This is a genomic window from Methylomonas fluvii, assembly GCF_014850975.1.
GTDB classification, from domain to species: Bacteria; Pseudomonadota; Gammaproteobacteria; order Methylococcales; family Methylomonadaceae; genus Methylomonas; species Methylomonas fluvii.
Map to the genome: position 1 here is coordinate 986,987 of NZ_JACXST010000003.1, position 22,832 is coordinate 1,009,818.

Below are 22,832 nucleotides of genomic sequence, written 5' to 3' on the forward strand. Positions count from 1 at the left end.
ACTGATTTTCCTTAACCCAGCGCCAATACTGATAAAATTCGCCTCATTGCCTAACCCGTCAACCGCCATGCTTTTACGTTTTGATCAGGAAGTTCCAACACTGGGTAGTGTCCAAGATCAAGCACTCGCCTGGTTTGCCCGCTTACAAGACAATAAAAGCGGTGCGGCCGATCAAGCCGAGTTTGCCTGCTGGTTAGCCGCCGACCCTACACATCAAACCGCTTACGACAAAGTGGTGCAACTCTGGCAATCGCCGGCATTAAACGTGGCCCTAAGCCAATATGCCAGCATCCCGCTTCGTCCGCCCGCACAGCGTAAATCGACCATTCGGCGCTGGGCAGCCGCCGCCAGCATTACCTTAGTTAGCAGCTGGTTCCTGGCTTCAACAGATTGGTTGCAACGCTGGCAAGCAGACATTACCACTGCCACCGGCGAACAGCGCCGAGTAATACTGGCGGACGGTTCCGCGCTGGTTCTCAATACCGATAGCGCGGTAAAACTGGATTATGCCGGCCCACAACGCGGCGTAACCTTATTAAGCGGCGAAGCATATTTTGAGGTGCAAGCCGACAAAGACCGGCCGTTTATTGTGACGACAAAACAGGGAACCGTGCGGGTGGTTGGCACCCGCTTCAGCGTCAAAACCGGCGATACTACCCAAGTGAATGTCGAAAGCGGCCTAGTGATTTGTAGCGCCGAACAAGGGCAAAACCGACAATTAAGCGTCGGCCAACATACCGAGATCGATACCCACAGCGTTGCGGAAATCAGCACCATAGATACCGGTAAAACCTTTGCCTGGCTAAAAGGCCGCTTGATTTTTCAAGATCAAACCTTAGCAGACGTGATAAGCGAACTGGATCGCTACCATCCCGGCGCCATCGCCATCGCCGACGCCAAGTTGGGCCAAACCCGCATCACCGGCAATTACAAACTGGAAGATACGACAGCCCTGATTCGAACCCTGGCGGACATTGCGGGAGCCAAAACCATCAATATCTCGCCTTATCTGACAGTGTTGAAAAACTAAGCCCAAAACCTCACCAACCGTTTGCTGCCCAGATTGCACGCCGGTTCAAACCTTAGCTCAATTACCTGCAAATTAGACAACGCTAGGCTTGCCGATAAAAATATCGCTTACCTTACTGTGTATTCCATTTTCTGAAACGTCTCGGTAGCCATGTGCTTTTTGCGCTGACTATTCACTTCACAGACCAGGAGTATTCATGTATCGGCTACCCCCCCTCCCACCCAGGGCATTACGCAAACTCGCCATTGCTATCGCTTTGGCTTTGCCGGCTATTCGGCCGCAGCCGGTTTATGCCGCCGAGACCAGCCAAACCGACAATCCCGGCGCCACGCAAGCCTTCAACATCCCGGCCCAGGCCTTGACCAATGCGTTGAACGCCTTCATTGCCGTCAGTGACTGGCAAGTCGGTTTTCCGGCCGACATTGCCCAAAATACCCGTTCCAGTGCTGTCATCGGTAATTTCACCCCGAGACAGGCCTTACAGAAATTGTTGCAAGGCACGGGCTTGAGTTACCACTTGACCGGAACGAATAGCGTGACTTTACAAATAGCGCCCGACTCACGCGCAACGGACGCCGCGACATTATCAGCCGTAACGGTAACCGGGCAACGGCGATACGACCCTAACGATCCCTACAGCAAAGATTACTCGGTTCCCAACACCAGTTTCGCCACTAAAACCGATACGCCGATCATGGAGACGCCGTTAAACGTCCAGGTGATTCCGAAGGCGGTGTTGGACGACAATCAAGCCATAAAAATCGATCAGGCGGTGAAATACGTCAGCGGCGTGACGACCGGGCAGGCTGCTGGTGGTTTGACGGACCAAGTGACCATACGCGGCTTCTATAACTACAATTTGTTTCGCAACGGCTTTCGTATCGACGCATCCGGCCCGGAAGGCACGCGAAACATGGCAAACGTGCAAAGTCTGGAAGTACTGAAAGGCCCTGCCGCGATGCTGTACGGCCGCGTCGAACCAGGCGGCATGCTGAATATCGTCACAAAAAAGCCGCTGGATACCGCGTATTACGCGTTCCAGCAGCAATTCGGCTCCTACGATTTGTTCCGCTCCAGTATCGATGCCACCGGACCGGTGACCGACAATAAGGATTTGCTGTACCGCATGAATCTCGCTTTCGAAAAAAGCGGTTCGTTCCGGGAAAACGTGGATTACGACAAACTGTTCGTTGCGCCGGTGCTGCAATGGAATATCAGTCCAGACACTACCGCGCTGTTAGAGCTGGAGTACCGCAAGGAAAACAATGTGTACGATCTGCACGCCCGGCCGTTGATTATCGACGGCACCAGGGCGGACGGCTCCTGGATCAATCCGCGTCTGGCGGATATTCCCCGCGAACGAAATTTAATGGAAGACAACCGCAATCACGTCGAAGACAAGCTGATCGGCTTGAATCTCACCCATAAATTTAACGACGATTGGGTATTGACCGAACAGTTGAGTATCCAGCTGTTGGACCGGGACCGCTTGGTGATGTTACCCGGCACGCTGCAAGCAGACCAGCGCACATTGAACAGACGCATACTCACCAGCGACTTTTTCACAAACGACAGTTATTTCACGACCACTAATTTGACCGGGCACTTCGATACCGGACTTCTAAAACACACCTTGTTGATAGGCGGCGATTATTACCTGCAAGACACCAATTCGGTTGGATACAGCAGCACAGCCGCGAGCACCATCGACATTTACAACCCGATTCATACCGGCAATCCGCCCATCGATCCGACTACGCGCGCTAGCCAGTCGTTTCATACCCAAACCGACTTTTACGGCATTTATTTACAGGATCAAATCAAACTGCCATACAACATCCACGTCTTGGGTGGCTTCCGCTACCAAAACGTGGAGCAGTACGACGTGCTGGCCGGAACAATCGGCCAGAAAGCCGATGCGGTGACACCGCAGGTTGGCGTTCTTTGGCAGCCGATTCACTGGCTGAGCCTCTATGGTAACTACGTCGAAAACTTTGGCGTCACCAACGGAAATTTGACTAGCGATAGATCGTTTTTGCCGCCGGAAACCGCCGAACAATGGGAGGTCGGTTTTAAAACCGCGTTTTTCGAGGATCGCTTGACCAGTACGGTCGCCTATTTCCAATTGACTAAGCAAAACATTGCAACCACCGATTTACTCAACCCAAACTTCAATGTAGCGACTGGCGAAGCGCAAAGCCGGGGCGTTGAAGTGGATGTTAAAGGTGAAATTTTGCCGGGATGGAACACCATTGCCACCTATGCGTATACCGAAACCGAAGTTGTCAAAGAAAACAACCCGAATAACATCAAAGTTGGCGGCGGCTTTCGCGGCATTCCCAAACACACCTCCACGCTGTGGACGACATACGATTTCCAGCAGGATTATCTGCGCGGACTCAAGCTTGGGGCCGGTTTGGAACTGGTCAGCGATAAAAAAGCCACTTTCGACAATCACGATTTTAGTTTCGCCGGCTACGGTGTTATCGACCTGTTGGCGGCATACACGCGGAAGGTGGCGAAAACCAACGTCACGTTACAGCTCAACGTTACCAATTTACTTGACAAGGAATACGTCCACGACGGCTTTGCAATGCCATACCAAACCCGCGCGACCTGGGGTACGCCCCGGTCTTTCATGGGTTCTGTCAAGGTTGAATTTTGACCGGGCAAGTCGCAAACAGCGGGAGTGTTTACGGTGCTTTGCGATCAAACCGCTTTTATTCTTTAACTGAAGTCGTTTTTAAAAATTGTTATGAAACCAGCTCTTGAGAATTTAATGTCCCTCAGCACAATGCCTCCCGCACCCAATGCCAGTGCGCGACGGTTAACGAAGCTTAAATCCCGTCGCAAACGGTGGCTGGCTGTTCACCTGTATTTAGGTTTGAGTGCCGGATTGCTGTTGGCCGTCGTCGGCCTGACCGGCGGCATATTGGTGTTTTATCTGGAAATGCAGGAAATACTGAACCCGGAGTTATCGGTCGTTTCCTTACCCGCCTTAGAACAACGGCACTTGCGGTCGTTAGACGACATCGTCGCCGCGGCGGAGTCCGCCAAACCGCCCGGCAGTTACTTTTTTAAGGTGTATTACCCCCGAAAAGCCGACATTGCCTATAAATTTCTATATTTTGTCCGGCAACAAAATCCGCCCGGCAAAGGCGACGGCTATTACATTTTTGTCGATCCTTACACTACGCGGGTTCAGGGCTTGCAACTCTGGCATCCGAAAGATCAATACTGGGGCCGGCCACTGGTCAGTTTCATCATGCAACTGCATTGGTGTTTGCTGTTGGGTAAAACCGGCGGCACTATCGTCGCGATTCTCGGCGCATTTTCCATTTTATCGGTATTGACCGGCTTGATCGTCTGGTGGCCGCTGACCGGCAAATTCAGACAAGCACTGACATTTAAAGCCAACGCGGGGCCGGTCAGGTTTAACTTCGATCTGCATAAAACCGCCGGCTTTTATTTCAGCATCGCGTTACTGCCGGTGCTGTTTTCCGGGATCTATATGACGCTGCCTGAGCGAGTAGACGTTTTAGTCAAGCCGTTCTCGACGATGACCCGGCCGAATGCCTACAGCGGCATTCCGGAAACGATCGACAGCGCCCCTTCCGCTGATGGACAAGCGGCGATAAGCTTGTCGCGGGTGGAAGAAATTGCGCAGAAAAACTACCCCGGCGGCCGGCTGTGGATGCTGAATGCCCCCAAGGACAGAACCGACGTGTTCCGGGTCATGAAGCGCGATGTCGACGAATTAAGCCGCTTCGTCGGCTATCGGGAGATTGCCGTCGATCAATACAGCGGCGAAATTCTGCAAGTCTACGATTCCGGCACCGGTTCCAATGCCGACGTTTTCTACGATTGGCAATGGCCCTTGCATAGCGGCCATGCCTTCGGTTGGCCGGGCCGGATTCTGGTGTTGTTGAGTGGTTTGGCTTGTCCGGTGTTATTCGTCACCGGCGTGATACGCTGGCTGCATAAACGGCGGGCGAAACAGCCTCTTAAGTCAAACAGTCAAAACAAAAGCCAACCGCCGCAGGCTGCTGAATCAAGTTATTGACCCGACCCAATCCCGTTCGCGCTTAGCCTGTCGAAGGGCTCGCTCGCCTTAATTTCGATGCGCTTAGCCCGCACGGTATACCCTGGTTAAATAGGGCCGGGTTTAAGCCATTCAGGAAACCATTTCCCCGCCTGCCGGTCCATTTTAAGTGCGCGTTAAGCCTTTAAGGTTTTAATCGCCACGCGGTCGGAGGCCGGCTTCTATTGACAATACCCTATAGAATCAATAAGCCGCCCGACTCAACGTATTTATGAACAGCATCCAGGACAAAAAATAATGACTAAAAAATTACTTGCTATCGCCATCGGTACCAGCTTGTTGACAGCGTGTACCACTAACCCCTATACCGGCCAGTCCAGCATGAGCAACCTAGGCAAGGGCGCCGGTGTCGGCGCGGCAGTGGGAGCAGGCGCCGGTACTTTATTCGGCGGAAACGACTGGAAAAACGCCGGCCTGGGCGCATTAGCCGGTGCCGCGGTTGGCGCGGGGGTCGGTTATTACATGGACAAGCAACAGGAAGAGATGCAGCAATCGCTGCAAGGCACCGGAATTGAAGTTCAGCGCACCGCGCAAAATCAGCTGACCTTAAACATGCCCAGCACCAGTGATGTGACATTTGCGTTTGGCAAAGCCGACTTGACGCCGGAAGCCCAGCACGCGCTGGACCCCATCGCCAGGGTATTGACCAATTACCCGGAGTCGACGATTTCCGTCACCGGTCATACCGATGATGTTGGCTCCGATGCCGACAATCAACGTTTATCCGAAGCACGGGCTACCAGCGTAGCTAACTTTTTGGCGCAACGCGGTGTGAACCGGATGCGTATCTCCCAGCAGGGCATGGGCGAAAGCTCGCCGAAAGTCTCGAACAGCAGCGATGCCAATCGGGCGATTAACCGGCGGGTGGAACTGGCCATCAACGCCAATCAAAATGCTGGCGCCGCGCAACAACCGCAACAACCGCAGCAAGGTTATCCGCAGCAAAATCAACCGTATCAGCAGGGGTACCCGCAACAGCAAAGTTACCCTCAGCAGAATCAGCAATACCAGGGTTACCCACAGCAACAGGGGTATCCACAGCAAACTTATCCGCAACAGGGTTACCCGCAACAGAACCAGCAATATCAGCAACAGTATCCACAGCCTTATTACCAACAACAATAAAGCTTCAGATACAAACCAGCCATCATAAAAAACCCGCTTCTTTCAGGGGAAGAAGCGGGTTTCAGTTTAACCGCGGAAATTCGGCTCTGGTTCAGCCGCTAGCTATTATTAATATCAAGCGTCGCCAGCCCTGACATCAAACTCAATTTTCCAGCGCTGTTGATCGCGTTTGGAAACCGCTTTTAACTCTAAAGTCCCCACTTCGGTCACGGCCACCGACAAATGCACCGGGACGATGTCGCCGGCGTGCCGCCCCTCTTCCGGCAAAGTGATCTCAATTTCCTCCAGTTCTTCCAATTCGTCGTCCTGCCAATATTCCAGTCTTACCCCTACCGCATCGTCGCGGCGAGTTTTGGAGCCAAAAAAGCGGAAGCGTACCGGTTCGCCGATGATCAAGCCGAATTCGTCATTAGGCAATTCCTGTTCGCTGCCCTCTTCCATCCCAAACGGCGCGATGCACAAGGCTTCGATTTCCGCTGGCAATCCGGGAACCGCGGGCATGGAGCTCTCAATGCCGACATAATATGCGGCCGCCGTACCGCCTTTGATTCTGACGCCCTTGCCTTTGCGGACAAAGCCGTAATATGCCGCGCCTCGCGCGACCGCCAAATCCAAGTCGGCACCTTGTAACAGTCTGGCTGGCGCCGCCTGTTCGGCTTCCAACCAATTATTCAATATCTGCATCAAACGCTCGGCCATTAAACCGGCTTTTAACACCCCGCCATTGAACAACACCGCGGTCGGATGCAAGAAACTGGCGTGTTCAGGTAAGACATGATCCGGCAATTCGCCGGTCGCTTCTTTTTGTCGCGACAAAAATGCAGCCAGATGGCGGGTAATGCCGGCATCCTGCGCATAAGGCAAACCGGCGGTACGCAAACCGCTGCGCGGTCTGACCACAGGCCTTTCTTCGACCGGTACCCACGGTAAAAAGCCTTCGACCAAAACGCGGTTCAGTTCGTCACGGGTCAGTTCGGTACGAAAGGTGCCGCCAATCAAGGACGATCCTCGGCTCGCTACGACTAAAGGCATGCTGCTCAATTCGGGCTGGTTGAATAGTTTTTCTTTGGCTTCCCGACAGGCGTGGGTCAAAGCTTGTAGTTGCCAGGATTCCAGGCGCTTGCCGCTGTCTTGCTCCAGTTTGGCTTTAACGGTATAGGCCAGCGCCAAGTCCATGTTATCGCCGCCCAACAAAATATGGTCGCCAACCGCTACTCGGGTCAATTGCAGGTTGCCGTCTTGTTCGGTCACCGCAATCAAGGATAAGTCTGTGGTGCCGCCGCCGATGTCGGCGACCAAAATCACGTCGCCGATTTGCACATGGTTGCGCCAATCGCCTTCGCTGTTTTCGATCCAGCTGTACAAGGCAGCTTGCGGTTCTTCCAGCAACACCGCCTGGCCCAGTCCCACCGCGCGGGCCGCTTCGACCGTCAATTCGCGAGCGGCCGGGTCAAACGACGCCGGCACTGTGATGGTGACATCTTGATCTTGTAACGCGTGTTCCGGGAATCGATGATTCCAGGCGTCGCGCAAATGTTGCAGATAGGCCTTGCTGGCGGCAAACGGGGAAATCTTGGTCACGTCCTCCGGCGCTTCTACCGGCAAAATCGCTTGCTTGCAATCGACGCCGGCATGGCATAACCAGCTCTTGGCACTGGATACCAATCTGATGGGGGTTTTACCGCCCAGATTGCGGGCGATTTCACCCACCAGATATTCGGGGTTGCCGGTCCACGGCAACGCAGTCGCGCCTTCGGCAATCTCGGCCGGATGGGCCAAATAGGTAAACGAGGGCAATTGTGCCTTGTCTTCTATCGTGCCGGGGCCGGTCAGCTGCGGAATCGCCAACACATCCAAGACTACTTGGTCGTCGCCGGCTTCCAGATCGACATAAGACAATACGCAATGCGTGGTACCTAAATCGATACCGACCGAATAACGCGCGGTCATAATTCCACCTCGGCCGGCGCGACGATTTTGGCGTTATGGCCTTCGGTCAATTTCGGTAATCGTAGGTCGGTGACTTGCCAGCCTTTATGCACTAAGGTGCCGGTAAACGGCGCCTCACCGACGATATTGCCGGTCAAACGAAATGACGCGGCATCGAAACCTTTGTTTAGAGTCACCCGATTGCCTTCGGGATCTTTGCTCACAGGGGCCAGGGTGAAATGCTCGCTAACCGCTTTGCTGCAACCTTGATGCACCACCCGCGCCGCCGCGCCGATTTCGGCATCGGAAAAAGCACTGACGTCTTCTTTGATAAAGTCGATAAAGCGGGCTTCTTTTTGCAGCAAACTCAATAGTTGCAGGGCGGCGTCCGGAGTCGCTTCTTTTAATACCACGGGTTCAGGCGCCGGAGCCTGGACGATTTTTTCCACTTCGACGATCTTCTCGACGATTTTGACTTCCGGTTGCGGCGCAGGGGCGGGAGCGACTACTGCCGGTGCGGCGGATTTGCAACGGCGCATGCCCAGCAATACCGAGACTAAAACCACAATCAAGATCAAAGCTAACAGTGCGGCCGTACCGGCCAAACACACGTGCCACAAATCGAAGGTGGTCGGGCGCAAGGATAAATCGATGGTGTAGGTATTCATGAAAAACGAGTGATGGTTGTTAATTGAAACAAGGGCTGTAGCGTCTAATCTTCAAGCTTGCCGCAACAGATAACGCTAAATTTTTACGTTAATGCCATTGCGGGCTTTAGAGATTCAATTGCCTGGCATGCCGGCTTTCTTCGCCGCTTCTGCATACATCAATTCCTGCAGCAAATTGCGCGTTACCTGGATACGCATTTTCTTCAAATGCCGGTCAGCGACCACGCCCGGCACTTCAGCGTCGGTATAAACTTTGCGTATTTCGGCCAAGGTCGGCTCGCAAGATTTAATGATCACATCGGTGGCATTGCGGCTTTCCATCTTGGCAAACTCGGGCTTTTGCATAGTATCCACTACACATTTTTTATAGGTGTACTGCGCTTGCTGAATCTTTTGGATAGTCTCGTCTTTTAGAGTAGTTTCGTTCCATTCTTCCTTGACTTCCTCGGCACAGGCCAAACCTGCGACCATCATCAATGCAACTATTAATCGGTATGTCATGATTTGCTCTCCAATGGGGGCGTAATAATGGCTGGCGATTTTACGCGATGCTGGCGGAAATGAACAATCAGTCGGCAGCAGCAGGCGCTCAGAATAGGCCTAGCCTAGTCAGCCAGCTCATTGCGGCCAGTTGTAAACTCACCCAGGCTCAGGGCAAACTCGCGTTTCAACGCCAGAACACCAAGATACCAGGCAGCGAGCTAAAAGCGACGCCAAGGGGCGGGAACCCGCTATTCACATAACGACTGGCGCGGGTTTCTTGCAAATGACAGTGTCGAAAAAACCAACCGAATTGGTGCTCTAAAACTTAGTGATCGCAAACATGTCTAGACGAACCGGTCTGATTTTGGTCTTGAGTGGCATCAGGCAATAAAGGCAGGGCTTCTGTTATTCCCTCGCCGCATTGTTTCATTTGCTGCATAGCCTTATTGGCCGACACATCCTTACCAAAATCCATCGCTCTGGCCATCGCTTCATCGCGTTTTCCCGCCGCGCATAAGCGCTCCACCTCGGCACTCATTTGTTTGGCCTGCGCTTGAAAGGCCTGCATGTCGGTCTTATCAATGTTCTTCACGCAGTCTTGCATGGCTTTCATTTTCTGCATCACTTGCTGCATTTGCGCTTTATCCATATTTTTAAACGCATCGTTTTCAGCCGCAGCAGCGATTGGGAGCAGTAACAACATCGTTATCAATAAATTTCGCATGACTTTCCTAAAAATAATGAACATACCTGGGAACTGTAGAAGTGTTCTACGTGGATAGCAAGCACGGACGATAACGCCGACTTAATTGTGTTGTCGTGACAAGATCGCCGATTTTGTCGGATCCACGACATCGTTTGGCAAGTTGCCTTAGAACAATAATCCCAAGCTATCCATAACCTACACACTCATGCGGTGCTTTGTTCAATTGGCATCATTCTTGATTGCCTGATGGCTTTCGCCATAAGCAGCCCAATGATGGAACACATTTTCCGACTGTCCCGCCCGATGCCTGCACCGCCCAAACCCAACAATCCATTGCTACAAGCAGGGTATCGCTACAGCCTCGACACCCAAAAATTAGCTGACAACCCACTCAGTGATGTGGAGCATGATCTGCAAAACGGCTTACTCGGCGATTACCCATTAAGCATCGAACAGGGCGTGGCGATAGCCGTGGATACGAAACAAACACCAATACAAGCATTCGTGTGGAACAGCGATTTACTGAGCACGCCGCTCAAAAGCTGCTTAGATCTTGACTCCACTCACCCGCAGTACCCCAATCAGAATCGTTTGACCTTGATTGACGCTGGCATGGCCGCGCCCACAGTAAGCTTGGCGGATGATATGCCAACCCTAAGTATTTCGCCCCATTTCGAACTGGCATGGGACACCGCCGGTTTTTGCAGCCAATTGGGCATCTTGCAGTTGCTGGAGTCCACCCGAACAGCACACTTCGCCGACGGCAAAACGATGACTTTACTGGATACCGAGACTGAAGAAGGCGGCCCGGTTTTGTATCTGTCCGGCAAAGAAAGGTCTGCGCCGGTCATACCGCTTGGCGGGTTTCAACAGCAAGGCCAGCAGCAAAAACTGCTGTTCAGCCAGGTCGTGACCCAATCCATTCCGTCCGAAATTGCCGGTAATACTGTCGCGTCAATTAGCGTTTTGGAAAAATATACCGTGTACTTCATGCAAAACGCCGGGCCGGATAGGCCGGATCTTTATATTTGGGTGCCCGTACATTTACCTATCGTTTGGGGTTGGAGCATCCGGGTGCAACAACGCTATGACGGCGTTTGGGATATTTTTCGCAAGAAATTGATCATGCCCAGCGCATCGACCGAAGCGCCGAAATTACCCTTATGGCGGAATAATTCCTTGGCATGCCAAACAACGCGGATGGCGTGATCGCGATGCTGTCGGTGGCGATCATGGGCAAAACAAACTCTACTTCTGTGGGACGGAAACAGCCAGTAGATCCTGCGGGTATTTGGAAGGCGCATGGCGGCAAGTGATCGGGTTTTTAGCGCATTAACACTCAACTAACGGACTTTGATATGAACCATTCAACGCTTAACACTACCAGCATCGGCGAATTTAGCCGATTTATCACTGAGCAAAAAGCCAGTATGAAGAAACAGTACGATCAATTACTGGCCCATGACCTATCTCACCAACAATGGGACGGTTGTTTTCAACGCAATATCTTGATCGTATTGGAAAAAACCTATGCAGACGCGATGACTCAATTGCAGACATTACCGTTTGATCACACCGGCAGCACGGTCAATCAGGGCTTGGTGGATCTTACCAAAGCAGTCCTAGCCGTATTCGACGGTTTCATCGACGAGTTTTTACTGACCGTGGTGGATAAGCATCGCACTTCCTGCGCGCTTTCCAATTTCCCTGACGAACATAAACCCGACCAGGTCTACCTCAGCGCAGTGCGCAGCGATATCGCCTTAATTTGGCGGAACTTTGCGCTGGATATTAACGCTTATTTTCTGGAACGCCGTTAAGGCAAATGTTTTGCAGACAGGATAATTTATGAAACTTTACATGACACCCGGCTCCTGCACGACCGGCATCCATATTTTACTGGAAGAGTTGGATCTGGTTTTTGAAGCTCATCTGGTCAATTTAATGGCCGGCGATCAACATCAAGCCGATTATCTGGCAATCAACCCCAAAGCCAGCATCCCTACCCTGGTCCGTAACGACGGCACTGCCTTGACCGAATTCCAAGCTATCGCCTACTGGCTGGCGCGGAATTACCCCAAGGCCAAGCTGTTGCCGGGCGATGCGGATGGCGACGCGAAAGCCATCGAGTTGATGGACTATGCGGTCGGCACGCTGCATGGCCAAGGCTTTGCCCGCATTTTTACCACTGAGAAATTTACGCCCAATCCTGCCGATCACGAGGCTATTAAGGCGCAAGGCTTGGATATTGTGAATAAGGGCTTTGCAATATTGAATAAGCAGCTACCAGCCGAAGGCTATGCATTGGGCGCATTCAGCATCGCCGATGCGGCTTTGTTTTACGTGGAATTTTGGGCGGATAAAACTGGCGTTACGCTGCCGGAAAACTGCTTGAAACACTATCGCTTGATGGTGTCGCGGCCGGTCGTTAGGCGAGTGTTGATGGAGGAAGGTTATCGAGTGGCGTGACTTTTATCCCCGCGCCATCTGTTTTCGCTTTCTCCAATCCGTCGATTCACGATGCGAAGCCATTCGCACTCATATCCATCCAACCAGCCGAGTTAAGCCAATATCCCTTCACTTTTACAAGGTGACTAAATCGTCATCAGCGCACTATTCACAAGACAAGCGCCGGATTTTCAAGGAAAATAGCGCTCTCTTTTCCATTCGCTACAGCGCATGTACAAATATGAAGGCTTGGTGATACACCAAAGCCACGACGACGAAGGCATCATAGAAATCGTTGATAAGGAGGGCGTCAGAGCCTTGCACTTTGGCTCGCATGCCCGGCAAAGCAGCATGCTGCTGATGGAACCCGACCGGCTGCATTCGTTGTATGCCAGGGCAATGATGGCCGGCCTGCTGTTCCACGACACCCCCAACGAAATACTGATGATAGGTTTGGGCGGCGGCACTATCGCCAAATTCATGTTGCGCCAGTTTGCCGATTGCCGGCTCAAGGTAGTGGAATTTCGTAGCAGTGTGTTAAAAGTGGCGCGCAGCCATTTTGGCCTGCCATTCGACCCACGCCTGAAAATCAAGATTGGCTGCGGCGCGCAACATGTGCGCCAAGCCAGCCAGGTACAGAGCAAACAGCACGACTTGATCGTCATCGACGCTTACGACCACGACGGCATGGCCCCGGAAGTAAGCAGCGAAACTTTTTTCGACAACTGCCGAACCTTGCTGACCAAGAACGGTCTGCTGGTGATCAATTTGTGGGGCACCGATAAGGACATGTTCCAGCAAGTGGCCTGGAATCTGGGCCGTGTGTTTGAAAGGCGCATGCTGTTTTTGCCGGTACGCAATCGCGGTAATGTCATCGGCTTTGCCTTCGGTGAAGCCATGGCAAAGCCAAGTATCAAACAATTGATCGACAAGGCCAAGCGGCTGGAACAGATGTACCAACTGGAATTCCCCATCTATTTGCTGGATTTAAAACGCCACAACCCCAACGTCTTCAACCGGATTATAAAATCGTGATACACAACGCTCCCAACATCTTCGGCTACAAAAAATACTGGGCGCACCGTTTTGGGCCGGCTCCGGAATTGCCGATGAGCCGCGCGGAAATGGAAGCCCTGGGTTGGGACGCCTGTGATGTGATTCTGGTGACCGGGGACGCCTACGTCGATCATCCCAGCTTCGGCATGGCGGTGATCGGCCGGGTGTTGGAAGCGCAAGGTTTCCGGGTCGGCATCATCTCGCAACCGGATTGGCAAAGTGCCGAGGACTTTAGACGACTGGGACAACCCAAGCTGTTTTTTGGGGTGACCGGCGGCAACATGGATTCGATGGTCAATCGTTATACCTCGGACAAGAAAATCCGCTCCAACGATGCATATACCGCCGATGGTGCGGCCGGTAAACGTCCAGACCGTGCCGTGAATGTTTACGCCCACCGCTGCCGGGAAGCTTATAAGAATGTACCTATCGTCATCGGCGGCATCGAAGCCAGTCTGCGCCGTATCGCCCATTACGATTATTGGTCGGACAAAGTGCGAAAATCCATTTTGCTGGATTCCAAAGCTGATTTGCTAGTGTATGGCAATGCCGAACGGCAAGTGGTTGAAATTGCCCAGCGCTTGGCCAAGGGCGAAACCATCGCCGACTTGAAAGGCATTCGCGGTACTGTGCATTTTGTGAAACAGGTTCCGCAAGGCTGGATGGAAAAAGATTCCACCGACATCGATAAACCGGGAGCGGTGATTTCTCACGTGAACCCCTATCAAGAACAACCGGCATGTGAAGATAAACCATCGCTTGCTGAAAACGAGCAGGTGATTCAATTCAAACCCATCGCCAACAAGCAGCGCACGCAAACCGTGATCCGCTTGCCGGACTACGAAGCCGTAAATGACGATCCGATTTTATACGCACACGCTTCCCGGGTGATGCACGGCGAAACCAACCCCGGCAACGCCCGCGCCTTAATTCAACGCCACGGCAACCGGGAGGTATGGATCAATCCGCCGCCATTACCCTTAACCACGCCGGAAATGGATGGCGTCTTCGACCTGCCCTACTCCAGGCTACCCCATAAATCTTACGGTAGCGCCAATATCCCCGCTTTTGAAATGATCCAGCATTCCGTGCTGATCATGCGCGGCTGCTTTGGGGGTTGCAGTTTTTGTTCGATTACCGAACACGAAGGCCGCATCATTCAGAACCGTTCGGAGGATTCCATCATTCGCGAGATTGAAGCCATCCGCGATACTTCGCCGAATTTTACCGGCCATATCTCCGACTTGGGCGGCCCCACTGCCAACATGTGGCGTCTGGCGTGCAAAGACCCGAAAATTGAAGAATCTTGCCGCAAACCCTCCTGCGTCTACCCGGGAATTTGCCAGAACTTGAATACCGATCAAACCCCGCTGGTCAAACTGTATCGGCGTGCCCGAAAACTACCGGGCATCAAGAAAATCTTCATCGCCTCCGGCCTGCGCTACGACATCGCCGTGGAAACCCCGGAATATGTAAAAGAACTGGTGACCCATCATGTCGGCGGTTACCTAAAAATCGCCCCGGAACACACCGAACAAGGCCCGCTGTCGAAGATGATGAAACCCGGTATGGGCACTTATGATCGCTTCAAAGCGATGTTTGATAAGTACTCCAAGGAAGCCGGCAAAGAGCAGTATCTAATCCCTTACTTCATCGCCGCTCACCCAGGCACCGAGGACAAGGACATGCTGAATCTGGCCCTATGGCTGAAACGCAACGGCTTCCGCGCCGATCAGGTGCAGGCGTTTTTGCCATCGCCGATGTCGATCGCCACGGCGATGTATCATTCCGGTAAAGATACTTTGCACAAAGTAGCCCGTAACAGCCCGGACATAGCGATTCCGAAGAGCATCAAACAACGGCGCTTGCACAAGGCATTTCTGCGCTACCACGACCCGAAAAACTGGCCATTACTGCGCGAAGCCTTGAAAGACATGGGCAGAGCGGATTTGATTGGTAATGGTAAACAACATTTGGTGCCGAGTTTCCAGCCGAAAGCTGACGGAATAGCTAATACAAATACAAAAAAAACTCAGGCTTTCAGAACTAAACATACCGTATTTTCTGGCACAGATAGGAAGCGTAAACAAAGATAAATCTTGAGTTTTTGGCTCATAAAGGCTGCTGCCAATGTATAGTCACTCTCCAAGCTTGCCGCCAAAAACCAAGAAGCAATCCAAAGAATCTGTCATTTAGAGTCCACCTGCGCTGAGCCCTCACTTCCCACCCAAAAGTTGTGATGGTGTTAATTGCTCGACGCAGATCGATGAAGTATTCACGATAAATATAACGTCTCGTTACCAATGGTAATGGGTAAGAACCGCAATCAACAGCATAACCGGCTGCGGAAAAGCCTTTTAAAATGCGTAATTCATGAAAGTGCCAGCAAACCGCTCGGCCATGCGGAAAACGGGTGGCGTTCCAGGGCGCCAGCATAAGCTCTTTATCGATCAATACATGAACTTCTTCGGGAAATTGTTCTGTCCAATCATCCAGATATTTTTGGTCTCCGAACTTACCGTCTTCCGCGCGTGCATAGCACCACTCTAAACAGCGGGCTTCCCACCAACGTCGAATTTCTTCTCCGCCATCTCTGTTAAAAATCATAAACTGCACGCAATACTGACCGGACGTAGCTGATCGATCATACTCCGGAGCGTAAGCATGATCAGTTATCAATACTTGTTTGCCGGACTCTTCAAACTCCCGAAAAATCTGCCTTGGATTTTTACGAAACCATACATCCGCATCAAGATAAGTCACGCGTTGAACGGACGAATCAGCATCAAAAACAAAACGGGGGGAAAAGGGAGTAAGTGTCCAACAATACTCTGCTATTGTGCGTTGTTGTTTAACGCGAATCAGTTCATCCGTCTCGAGTTTACTTAATTGAAGTAATCGTACATTTGGAAGATCAAGACATCCCAATTTTTCGAAAACCTCATCATCCATACACAGAATCCATAAGGTATAAGCTCCTGCGTGCCGCTCCATGGACATATGCAGAGCGAGGCCCTGCGGTAAAAAAAGGCTGTCAAATAAGGTTACGTAATTTTCGTTCATTTGCCCTGAAAAGAATTTACAGCGGCTATAACAGCCGCTATATCCTCGTCCGACATTTGGGGATGACAGGGCAAAGAAAGACAAGTATCAGCGTGATGTTCGCTGTTAACCAAACCAAGCGGATCATGACGAAGATTGCGACAAGGTTCTTGTATATGAATGGGAACGGGGTAATGAATAAATGTTTGGATCTGATTTTGTCGCAAATGTTCTTGAAGTGCGTCACGACAAGGACAAGTGATGACGAATAAATGATAGACGTGCTCGGATCGGGATTCAGGCAACGCCAAGCAAGTGACATTGGGATTCTTGATACCGTCAAAATACGCCGTCGCAACTTGCCGTCGACGCTCGGTAAAAACAGATAACCACTTGAGTCTCTCCGCCAAAATAGCAGCCTGCATTTCGTCCAATCGACTATTCAAGCCTAACTCAGGATGCTGATAGCGCACACTCTGTCCGTAGTTGCGTAATTGGCTTGCTCTTTCGGCCAACTTTTCGACATTTGTTACAATCATGCCGGCGTCACCCATGGCACCGAGGTTCTTGGTCGGGTAAAAACTATATGCTCCCATAACCCCAAAGCTACCGGCTGTTTTACCACCTAATGACGCCAAGTGCGCTTGGGCGCAATCCTCAATAAGCGCAATTTCATAATTTGCACAAAACGCCTTCCACAAATCCATAGCACGAATTTGTCCGTAAAGATGAACCAAGACTACAGCCTTGGTACGTGATGTGACACAACGACTTGCACTTTCCAAAGACAGCAACGCGGTTTGAGGTTCTATATCAGCCAAAACCGGTGTGGCTCCCGCTCTGATAATTGCTAGTACTGTAGCGAATGCGGTCATCGGCGTGGTGATCACCTCATCACCGGGCCCAACTCCAAGCGCACGTAAGCCAATCTCTATAGCATCCATTCCATTGCCAACCCCCACACCATACTTTAGGCCACAGGTTAAAGCCCATTGCTGCTCAAAAGCAGAAACCTCTTTGCCCAAAACAAACCAACCTGATTCGACGACGCGCTTCGCTGCCTCCAGCATAGCCTCTCGTAACTCCAGAGGCTCGGCCTTAAAGTCATTCATCAAAATCATGCGTTCGCGTCCCAATAGTGTTGGTGATGTTCCGTATAATAAGCCAGGGTGTTTGCTAACCCCTCGCCTAAACCAATCTCGGGTTTCCAACCCAACTCGGCGGTAATTAGCGAAAAATCACTATAGTAGTCGCCTATATCAATCGCTTTTCGCTCTGGTGGAAAAGGTATCAATTCAAAAGCACCACCATAGCCAAGTTCAATCATCATCTTTGCCAAATCTTTTAAGCCTATCACTTCCTTACTACCCAAATTGTATACCTTACCGTTTGCTTGTTCGCTAGCACCAGCCAGTAATAAGGCCCTAACGCAGTCATCCACATAATTAAAGTCCCTTAATTGCAACCCGTCTCCAAAAACCTTTATCGGCTTACCTTCAATTAGTAACCTTACCCAGATACCGAGAAAGGTTTGACGTGCGTCCTTGACGCGCATTCCGGGACCATAGGTATTAGTCAGGCGCAACGCGCAAGCCTGAATACCATAAACATTGTTATAGAGTAGGTGATACCACTCGCCAGCCAACTTATTAATGCCATTGACATCCACAGGGCGAATCGGATGCTTCTCATCAACTGGTAAATAATCCGGCTTACCGTAAAGCTGGCGGGTACTCGCGAAAACAATTTTGATTTCAGGATTAACTTTGCGGCATGCCTCTAATATGGAAAGCTGTGCGGCGGCATTAATCTCCAAGTCTGTTCGCGGATCAACCATCGAATCCAGATGGCTTGTTTGACCAGCCAAATTGAAAAGGTAATCTTGATTTTGTAACAAATAGGCGAGCGCAAATGAATCGCGTACGTCACAAACATTTACAGAAACGCACTCACGGATATCCGCGATATTAAAAGGGTTACCACCATATTGCGGTATCAGACTGTCCACAAGAGTAACGTGTGCACCAAGTTTAACTAGGGCACTTGCAAGATTGGAGCCGATGAAACCCAGACCTCCTGTGATTAATATATTTTTGCCTTTGTATGACTTCAAGAAATTTTTTCCGCCAAAACGATATTATCGAGAAATAGATCAGGGTTTGCAGGCAGTAGCCGACAAAAAAATATACCGATTAGATTAATTAGTGCCATGACAGTAAACGTTAAGAGTACTTTGCATATTTTTGGGAGAGATTGGCTAATCTTAAAAAGAAAAGCGTTTATCAGCTGAAACAAAACAGATGCATCAGCACAAGTCTTTTTTTGCACGATAATTTTAAACCCGTGAGCTTCCAGCAAAGCGAACAATCCGAAACTGGAATACCGCCTGAAATCGTAAGGCTGTTCATGTTCATCCCAAACGAACGGAACCGTAAGCAATAATCTGCCATGAGGCTTTAACACACGATTAATTTGCTCTAGAAATTCATCAGGATTAATTACGTGTTCGAGCACTTGATTACAAAGAACAGCATCAAAACACACACCATCAAACGGAAATTGTTTACCATCGTAAAGATAATCGGCGACTCCACGAGCCCTGGAACAAGCGCTATCTATATCCAAGCCAGTATAAGCACTAAACTTAAAAAGCTGTTTATAAGGTTTTGTACCGCAACCGACATCCAATATCGCGCCTCTCAATTTAGGTGATAATTCCTTCATGGCATGGTACAAACCCAATCGAGCGAAATAAAAAGGATTTACAAAAATACCCAGTAATCCGGGTGTGTACATTTGTCTAAAATAATACGATCTCAAAAGATTCATAAATCACGACGTTGTAACAACATGCCTTGAAAAGCAAATTCAAAGCCTTTATCGGAATAAACCGTGCCTTCTGGACATTTTATCTCGCCTAACATGCGCCAATCCTGGTTAATTACATTCAAAAATTCAGATTCAGAAAGAACCCACATAGGGTAGCTCGCCTTATAAATAGATGGCGGGACGCGCTGAATCAACAGTTTGTCTTGGGCGATTTTTGAAAACGGAGTGCGATCAATTATTAAAGTTGAAACACCTGTGAGAGATAACTTTTTGACGACCTCCAACGGAAACTCCAGATACTGTAACACGCTCGACAGAAGAACTACATTGGGTTTATTCTCCACTAAACACTCATCAATCGAACTATAGAATCTGAGTACATGGTCTTGAATATACGTTCTTCCGGCTTCCACATAATGAGCTTGCTCCACTACGTTCCAACGAACGTCCTGTAAGGTCTTAAAAATTTTACGATTTTGAAAATACGTACTACCTAACGCTCCTCCAAAATCGAGCACATTCAGCCTACCTGCTGTTTGCGAAGCGACAAGAAATAACCCAGCAATTATCGGCCAAGTATATTCAGACGCGTAAAAAAGCACTGAGTCTCTCTCAAACTCCGCCACGCCTTGTTTAACTTTAAGAGTTGACGTCAGAACTTTTCTCATAATTGAATCCGCATCGTATCCAGAGCAATGTTGACTAGCCTCTTTCCAAGAATTGACACCATCAAGAAATTGGTTACGGCCACGGCCAATTTTTTTAACATAGCGCCTGACAGCAGAAATATCAAAAATATTATGAATCAAACAAAATTCTCAGCGAATTTAAAATCAAGAGGCTCATCAAAAATAATATTTCTAAATGGCGTTTCTGTGAACGGAATGTTATTTTCATAAAAATATCTATCAAATATTTTTAAAGCATCCTCTATTGCAAAATAATTAGTAATAACGCCTGGCCAAATATACATCAATGATCTGCGAGCCAAGCAAGTACTTAAGACTTTTGCTCGCACTGTTTTATAACCAAGCGCGTGTAATGCAGAAATTCGGTGGTTACCGTCTAGCACAAGATATCTAACTTGAGAACCAAGCATCATTTTAGTAACAGTTACGTAACCAAAAGTATCGGGCTGGTAACCTTTAGATATATTTTTCAGGGCTTTCTCTAAAAAAACAAACTCCCTATTTATATGCGAAGCAAGAACTCCCTCGGAGCTAAAATGGCAAATAATATCTGGATTCTCATATACATCATAAAGATCAAAACAATAGTTATTGCTAATATAATATGGCGCAAATATCCATGGAAACAACCAAGGCCTGTAAATTCGATCAAGGGTCAACCCCAAAGCCGAACCAAAATCCGAACCGTTATATAAAAGAACCCTGAACACAAATTCCTTTTTTATAACATAAATATCTTCACCAGCCAATAGCGATATTATATAATCCTCATATATATTATTACCAAACCCACCATAGCGAAAACCTCTATAATGCACACAATCTTTAATCTCAATCTCGCAAATATTTTTCATTTATTTAAAACAAGAAAACCGACAATATTTCCTTCATAACATGAAAAGCCGGATTCTTTAATCACACTAAGGCCTGTGCGCCTAATAAGCGATTTCAACTGCGTTCTTGTAAGAGAGTATGACATGATATGCGACCAAGGCTTTAGCTCAAGTCCAGTATCACATCTTTTTCTTAGAAAGCGGTCTTTTAATTTTTTAATTCTAGCTGAAAAAGCATATAAAATTTCTGATTTATTCGACAAATACACTTGCAATAATATTGTTTTTTTTGTCACCCTTCCTAGCTCTTTTAAAACCAAAAACCTTTCATCCTGAGTAAGAAGGTGAAATAGTCTACAACAAACCACAATATCGAACGAATCGTCGTGAAATGCCAACTTTTCGGCATTTGACAACATAAGAAATATATCACTATTATCAATTAAAGCCGCCTTTTCTTGAGACTGAGCCAACATATTGATCGAAATATCAACACCAACAACTCGAGAATTGTCAGGGTAAAACTGAAAAAACCTACCCGTTCCCACTGGGACATCTAGAATGCCCTTATGCTTGTTGCAAGAAAAATATTCCTGTATGAATAAATTTTCTTCTTCCCAATGCGCTTCACACTGCCTATCGCGCTCATAAGAAAGAGCTACATCGTAGTTATAATTATTTTTAGAAGTTCCCATACCATATCAAACAAAAAAAATACTGAATTAAAAATTTGAAAATCTTCAAAATCTTCAAAATCTTCAAAATCTTCAAAATCTTCAAAATCTTCAAAATCTTCAAAATCAAAAAAATGATACCATCTGAAATTTTGTATCATTCAACAAACGACGGTTACGGCCTCCACACAGAAAAGAGGAAAGGCAAATAAAAATTTACATTGAAAAGTTAGCTATGTTTTTTAAAGCGCGTAAGACACTTGAGATCAATACGGAATTACGAGCCCTTTTAAGTAAATACCATCGCAATGTCATTGTAAATACATGCTTATCAATAAGTGCTTCGGCGAGAAAATGTCGGGCAATTTCTTCGGGATGATTCAAAGGAAAAATTAATGGCCTCGGAGAGGAATCCAATACATACTTTGGGATCTTAGCGGTCGTGTGTGTACCTTTACCTTCTTCTCCAAAACCTATGTTGGTAATTTGATTTGTTTTTGGCTGAACACCGAGCATTCCATGAAACCAACAACTAAATGCCCATTGATAGTCCCACCAAGTAACATTCTTAGAATTATAGTACGTTGCATCAAACAATCTTTTCCAATAGTATTCGAACACCTTACTGCCACTGGAAATAGACTCGAGCCCACCTTGGTCCCGCCAACTCGGCCACGCTGACATAGAATGATCATACTTGCTCCATGCGCGCCTCCAACTTGCCCAACCCCAAATCTGATTATAGCGTGTAAAAAAATAACTGGTTTCCGGACAAAATTGCCTTGAAATTAAATTACACCCACTAATAACCCCAACATGCTGGTTTTCACGATAGCGCTCTAAAAGCTCGTCACAATAAGTAAAGAAAGTAGAAATAGGCAATACATCATCCTCAAGCACAATACCCTCTTCCTCATTTTCAAAGAACCAACTGATACCTTTAATTGGCCCAAACTTGCAACCTAAGTTATCATCACTGAATAGAGTTTTTATTTCACATGGCCAATCTACAAGATTTATTACTTTTCGAACCTCAGCACAAAGCCGAATATCATCTGGAACATTTCTGCGTGGACCATCTGCCGCCACATAGAGCCTAGGTGGCCTAGCCCTGCGAATGGATTCGAAAACTTGTAATGTTGTATGAGGGCGATTAAATACCAGCAGGAGTATAGAACTTTTCATAAGTTGTTTAAAACAAATTCATAATAATATCGA

At 48.9% G+C, this 22,832-nt stretch carries 21 protein-coding genes; 9 read left to right on the forward strand and 12 right to left on the reverse strand.

From position 1 onward, the window contains the following. Positions 1-67: 67 nt before the first annotated feature. The 4 genes from EBB_RS22050 to EBB_RS22065 all read left to right on the forward strand — a co-directional run bounded on the left by EBB_RS22050 (position 68) and on the right by EBB_RS22065 (position 6,257). On the forward strand, positions 68-1,030 hold the full coding sequence (locus tag EBB_RS22050) for a FecR family protein (RefSeq protein ID WP_192395826.1): 963 nt from the start codon (positions 68-70) through the stop codon (positions 1,028-1,030). 196 nt (positions 1,031-1,226) lie between these two features. Next, positions 1,227-3,695, forward strand: a complete 2,469-nt coding sequence (locus tag EBB_RS22055) for a TonB-dependent siderophore receptor (protein ID WP_192395827.1) — start codon at positions 1,227-1,229, stop codon at positions 3,693-3,695. 219 nt (positions 3,696-3,914) lie between these two features. Beyond that, positions 3,915-5,093, forward strand: coding sequence for a PepSY-associated TM helix domain-containing protein (locus EBB_RS22060; protein ID WP_229429440.1), 1,179 nt, complete (start codon positions 3,915-3,917; stop codon positions 5,091-5,093). 276 nt (positions 5,094-5,369) lie between these two features. Next, entirely contained in the window at positions 5,370-6,257 is an 888-nt protein-coding gene (locus EBB_RS22065) for a YiaD family glycine zipper/OmpA-like lipoprotein (RefSeq protein WP_192395829.1), read from the forward strand. Between the two features lie 114 nt (positions 6,258-6,371). On the opposite strand, the gene EBB_RS22070 is transcribed toward EBB_RS22065, so the two are convergent. The 4 genes from EBB_RS22070 to EBB_RS22085 all read right to left on the reverse strand — a co-directional run bounded on the left by EBB_RS22070 (position 6,372) and on the right by EBB_RS22085 (position 10,040). After that, the gene (locus tag EBB_RS22070; RefSeq protein WP_192395830.1) at positions 6,372-8,207 is read right to left on the reverse strand and encodes an Hsp70 family protein; all 1,836 of its coding nucleotides are present in this window, start codon (positions 8,205-8,207) and stop codon (positions 6,372-6,374) included. Continuing rightward, positions 8,204-8,854, reverse strand: coding sequence for a DUF2760 domain-containing protein (locus EBB_RS22075; protein WP_192395831.1), 651 nt, complete (start codon positions 8,852-8,854; stop codon positions 8,204-8,206). Before EBB_RS22075 ends, EBB_RS22070 begins: the two co-directional genes overlap by 4 nt. Positions 8,855-8,968: 114 nt before the next feature. Further along, positions 8,969-9,355: a hypothetical protein gene (locus EBB_RS22080; RefSeq protein WP_225587708.1), complete on the reverse strand. Its 387-nt coding sequence runs from the start codon at positions 9,353-9,355 to the stop codon at positions 8,969-8,971. 307 nt (positions 9,356-9,662) lie between these two features. Next, entirely contained in the window at positions 9,663-10,040 is a 378-nt protein-coding gene (locus tag EBB_RS22085) for a hypothetical protein (RefSeq protein WP_225587710.1), read from the reverse strand. 276 nt (positions 10,041-10,316) lie between these two features. Here EBB_RS22085 and EBB_RS22090 point away from each other — a divergent pair, with 276 nt between their 5' ends. The 5 genes from EBB_RS22090 to EBB_RS22110 all read left to right on the forward strand — a co-directional run bounded on the left by EBB_RS22090 (position 10,317) and on the right by EBB_RS22110 (position 15,643). Beyond that, positions 10,317-11,252 (forward strand): hypothetical protein, encoded by a 936-nt coding sequence (locus tag EBB_RS22090; RefSeq protein ID WP_192395833.1) that lies wholly within the window; start codon positions 10,317-10,319, stop codon positions 11,250-11,252. A gap of 149 nt (positions 11,253-11,401) precedes the next feature. Continuing rightward, positions 11,402-11,863 (forward strand): amine oxidase, encoded by a 462-nt coding sequence (locus tag EBB_RS22095; protein WP_192395834.1) that lies wholly within the window; start codon positions 11,402-11,404, stop codon positions 11,861-11,863. A gap of 28 nt (positions 11,864-11,891) precedes the next feature. After that, complete coding sequence (locus EBB_RS22100; RefSeq protein ID WP_192395835.1) at positions 11,892-12,512, forward strand: glutathione S-transferase family protein; 621 nt, start codon at positions 11,892-11,894, stop codon at positions 12,510-12,512. A 210-nt stretch (positions 12,513-12,722) separates the two neighbouring features. Beyond that, the gene (locus EBB_RS22105) at positions 12,723-13,526 is read left to right on the forward strand and encodes a spermine/spermidine synthase domain-containing protein (RefSeq protein WP_192395836.1); all 804 of its coding nucleotides are present in this window, start codon (positions 12,723-12,725) and stop codon (positions 13,524-13,526) included. Further along, on the forward strand, positions 13,523-15,643 hold the full coding sequence (locus EBB_RS22110) for a YgiQ family radical SAM protein (RefSeq protein WP_192395837.1): 2,121 nt from the start codon (positions 13,523-13,525) through the stop codon (positions 15,641-15,643). Before EBB_RS22105 ends, EBB_RS22110 begins: the two co-directional genes overlap by 4 nt. A 16-nt stretch (positions 15,644-15,659) precedes the next feature. Here the strand turns inward: EBB_RS22110 and EBB_RS22115 are convergent, their stop codons facing one another. From EBB_RS22115 to EBB_RS22150, 8 genes are all read right to left on the reverse strand, one after another. Next, positions 15,660-16,610, reverse strand: coding sequence for a glycosyl transferase (locus tag EBB_RS22115; RefSeq protein WP_192395838.1), 951 nt, complete (start codon positions 16,608-16,610; stop codon positions 15,660-15,662). Further along, positions 16,607-17,710: a DegT/DnrJ/EryC1/StrS family aminotransferase gene (locus EBB_RS22120; RefSeq protein ID WP_192395839.1), complete on the reverse strand. Its 1,104-nt coding sequence runs from the start codon at positions 17,708-17,710 to the stop codon at positions 16,607-16,609. Before EBB_RS22120 ends, EBB_RS22115 begins: the two co-directional genes overlap by 4 nt. Next, positions 17,707-18,702: an NAD-dependent epimerase/dehydratase family protein gene (locus EBB_RS22125; protein WP_192395840.1), complete on the reverse strand. Its 996-nt coding sequence runs from the start codon at positions 18,700-18,702 to the stop codon at positions 17,707-17,709. The genes EBB_RS22120 and EBB_RS22125 overlap by 4 nt, the downstream gene beginning before the upstream one ends. Next, positions 18,699-19,313, reverse strand: a complete 615-nt coding sequence (locus EBB_RS22130; RefSeq protein WP_223146907.1) for a class I SAM-dependent methyltransferase — start codon at positions 19,311-19,313, stop codon at positions 18,699-18,701. Before EBB_RS22130 ends, EBB_RS22125 begins: the two co-directional genes overlap by 4 nt. A 101-nt stretch (positions 19,314-19,414) precedes the next feature. Beyond that, positions 19,415-20,227: a methyltransferase, TIGR04325 family gene (locus tag EBB_RS22135; protein WP_192395842.1), complete on the reverse strand. Its 813-nt coding sequence runs from the start codon at positions 20,225-20,227 to the stop codon at positions 19,415-19,417. After that, positions 20,224-20,961 carry a ParB N-terminal domain-containing protein gene (locus EBB_RS22140; RefSeq protein ID WP_192395843.1) on the reverse strand — a complete coding sequence of 246 codons (738 nt, stop codon included), beginning with the start codon at positions 20,959-20,961 and terminating at the stop codon, positions 20,224-20,226. The genes EBB_RS22135 and EBB_RS22140 overlap by 4 nt, the downstream gene beginning before the upstream one ends. Further along, entirely contained in the window at positions 20,958-21,635 is a 678-nt protein-coding gene (locus tag EBB_RS22145; RefSeq protein ID WP_192395844.1) for a class I SAM-dependent methyltransferase, read from the reverse strand. Before EBB_RS22145 ends, EBB_RS22140 begins: the two co-directional genes overlap by 4 nt. A gap of 195 nt (positions 21,636-21,830) precedes the next feature. After that, a complete protein-coding gene (locus EBB_RS22150; protein WP_192395845.1) occupies positions 21,831-22,799 on the reverse strand; it encodes a hypothetical protein in 969 nt (322 codons plus the stop codon). Positions 22,800-22,832: the final 33 nt, after the last annotated feature.

Coding starts and splice junctions, on each gene's coding strand:
- EBB_RS22050 (WP_192395826.1), top strand. CDS start 68: ATGCTTTTACGTTTTGATCAGGAAGTTCCAACACTGGGTAGTGTCCAA.
- EBB_RS22055 (WP_192395827.1), top strand. CDS start 1,227: ATGTATCGGCTACCCCCCCTCCCACCCAGGGCATTACGCAAACTCGCC.
- EBB_RS22065 (WP_192395829.1), top strand. CDS start 5,370: ATGACTAAAAAATTACTTGCTATCGCCATCGGTACCAGCTTGTTGACA.
- EBB_RS22070 (WP_192395830.1), bottom strand. CDS start 8,207: ATGACCGCGCGTTATTCGGTCGGTATCGATTTAGGTACCACGCATTGC.
- EBB_RS22075 (WP_192395831.1), bottom strand. CDS start 8,854: ATGAATACCTACACCATCGATTTATCCTTGCGCCCGACCACCTTCGAT.
- EBB_RS22080 (WP_225587708.1), bottom strand. CDS start 9,355: ATGACATACCGATTAATAGTTGCATTGATGATGGTCGCAGGTTTGGCC.
- EBB_RS22085 (WP_225587710.1), bottom strand. CDS start 10,040: ATGTTGTTACTGCTCCCAATCGCTGCTGCGGCTGAAAACGATGCGTTT.
- EBB_RS22090 (WP_192395833.1), top strand. CDS start 10,317: ATGGAACACATTTTCCGACTGTCCCGCCCGATGCCTGCACCGCCCAAA.
- EBB_RS22095 (WP_192395834.1), top strand. CDS start 11,402: ATGAACCATTCAACGCTTAACACTACCAGCATCGGCGAATTTAGCCGA.
- EBB_RS22100 (WP_192395835.1), top strand. CDS start 11,892: ATGAAACTTTACATGACACCCGGCTCCTGCACGACCGGCATCCATATT.
- EBB_RS22105 (WP_192395836.1), top strand. CDS start 12,723: ATGTACAAATATGAAGGCTTGGTGATACACCAAAGCCACGACGACGAA.
- EBB_RS22115 (WP_192395838.1), bottom strand. CDS start 16,610: ATGAACGAAAATTACGTAACCTTATTTGACAGCCTTTTTTTACCGCAG.
- EBB_RS22120 (WP_192395839.1), bottom strand. CDS start 17,710: ATGATTTTGATGAATGACTTTAAGGCCGAGCCTCTGGAGTTACGAGAG.
- EBB_RS22130 (WP_223146907.1), bottom strand. CDS start 19,313: ATGAAGGAATTATCACCTAAATTGAGAGGCGCGATATTGGATGTCGGT.
- EBB_RS22140 (WP_192395843.1), bottom strand. CDS start 20,961: ATGAAAAATATTTGCGAGATTGAGATTAAAGATTGTGTGCATTATAGA.
- EBB_RS22145 (WP_192395844.1), bottom strand. CDS start 21,635: ATGGGAACTTCTAAAAATAATTATAACTACGATGTAGCTCTTTCTTAT.
- EBB_RS22150 (WP_192395845.1), bottom strand. CDS start 22,799: ATGAAAAGTTCTATACTCCTGCTGGTATTTAATCGCCCTCATACAACA.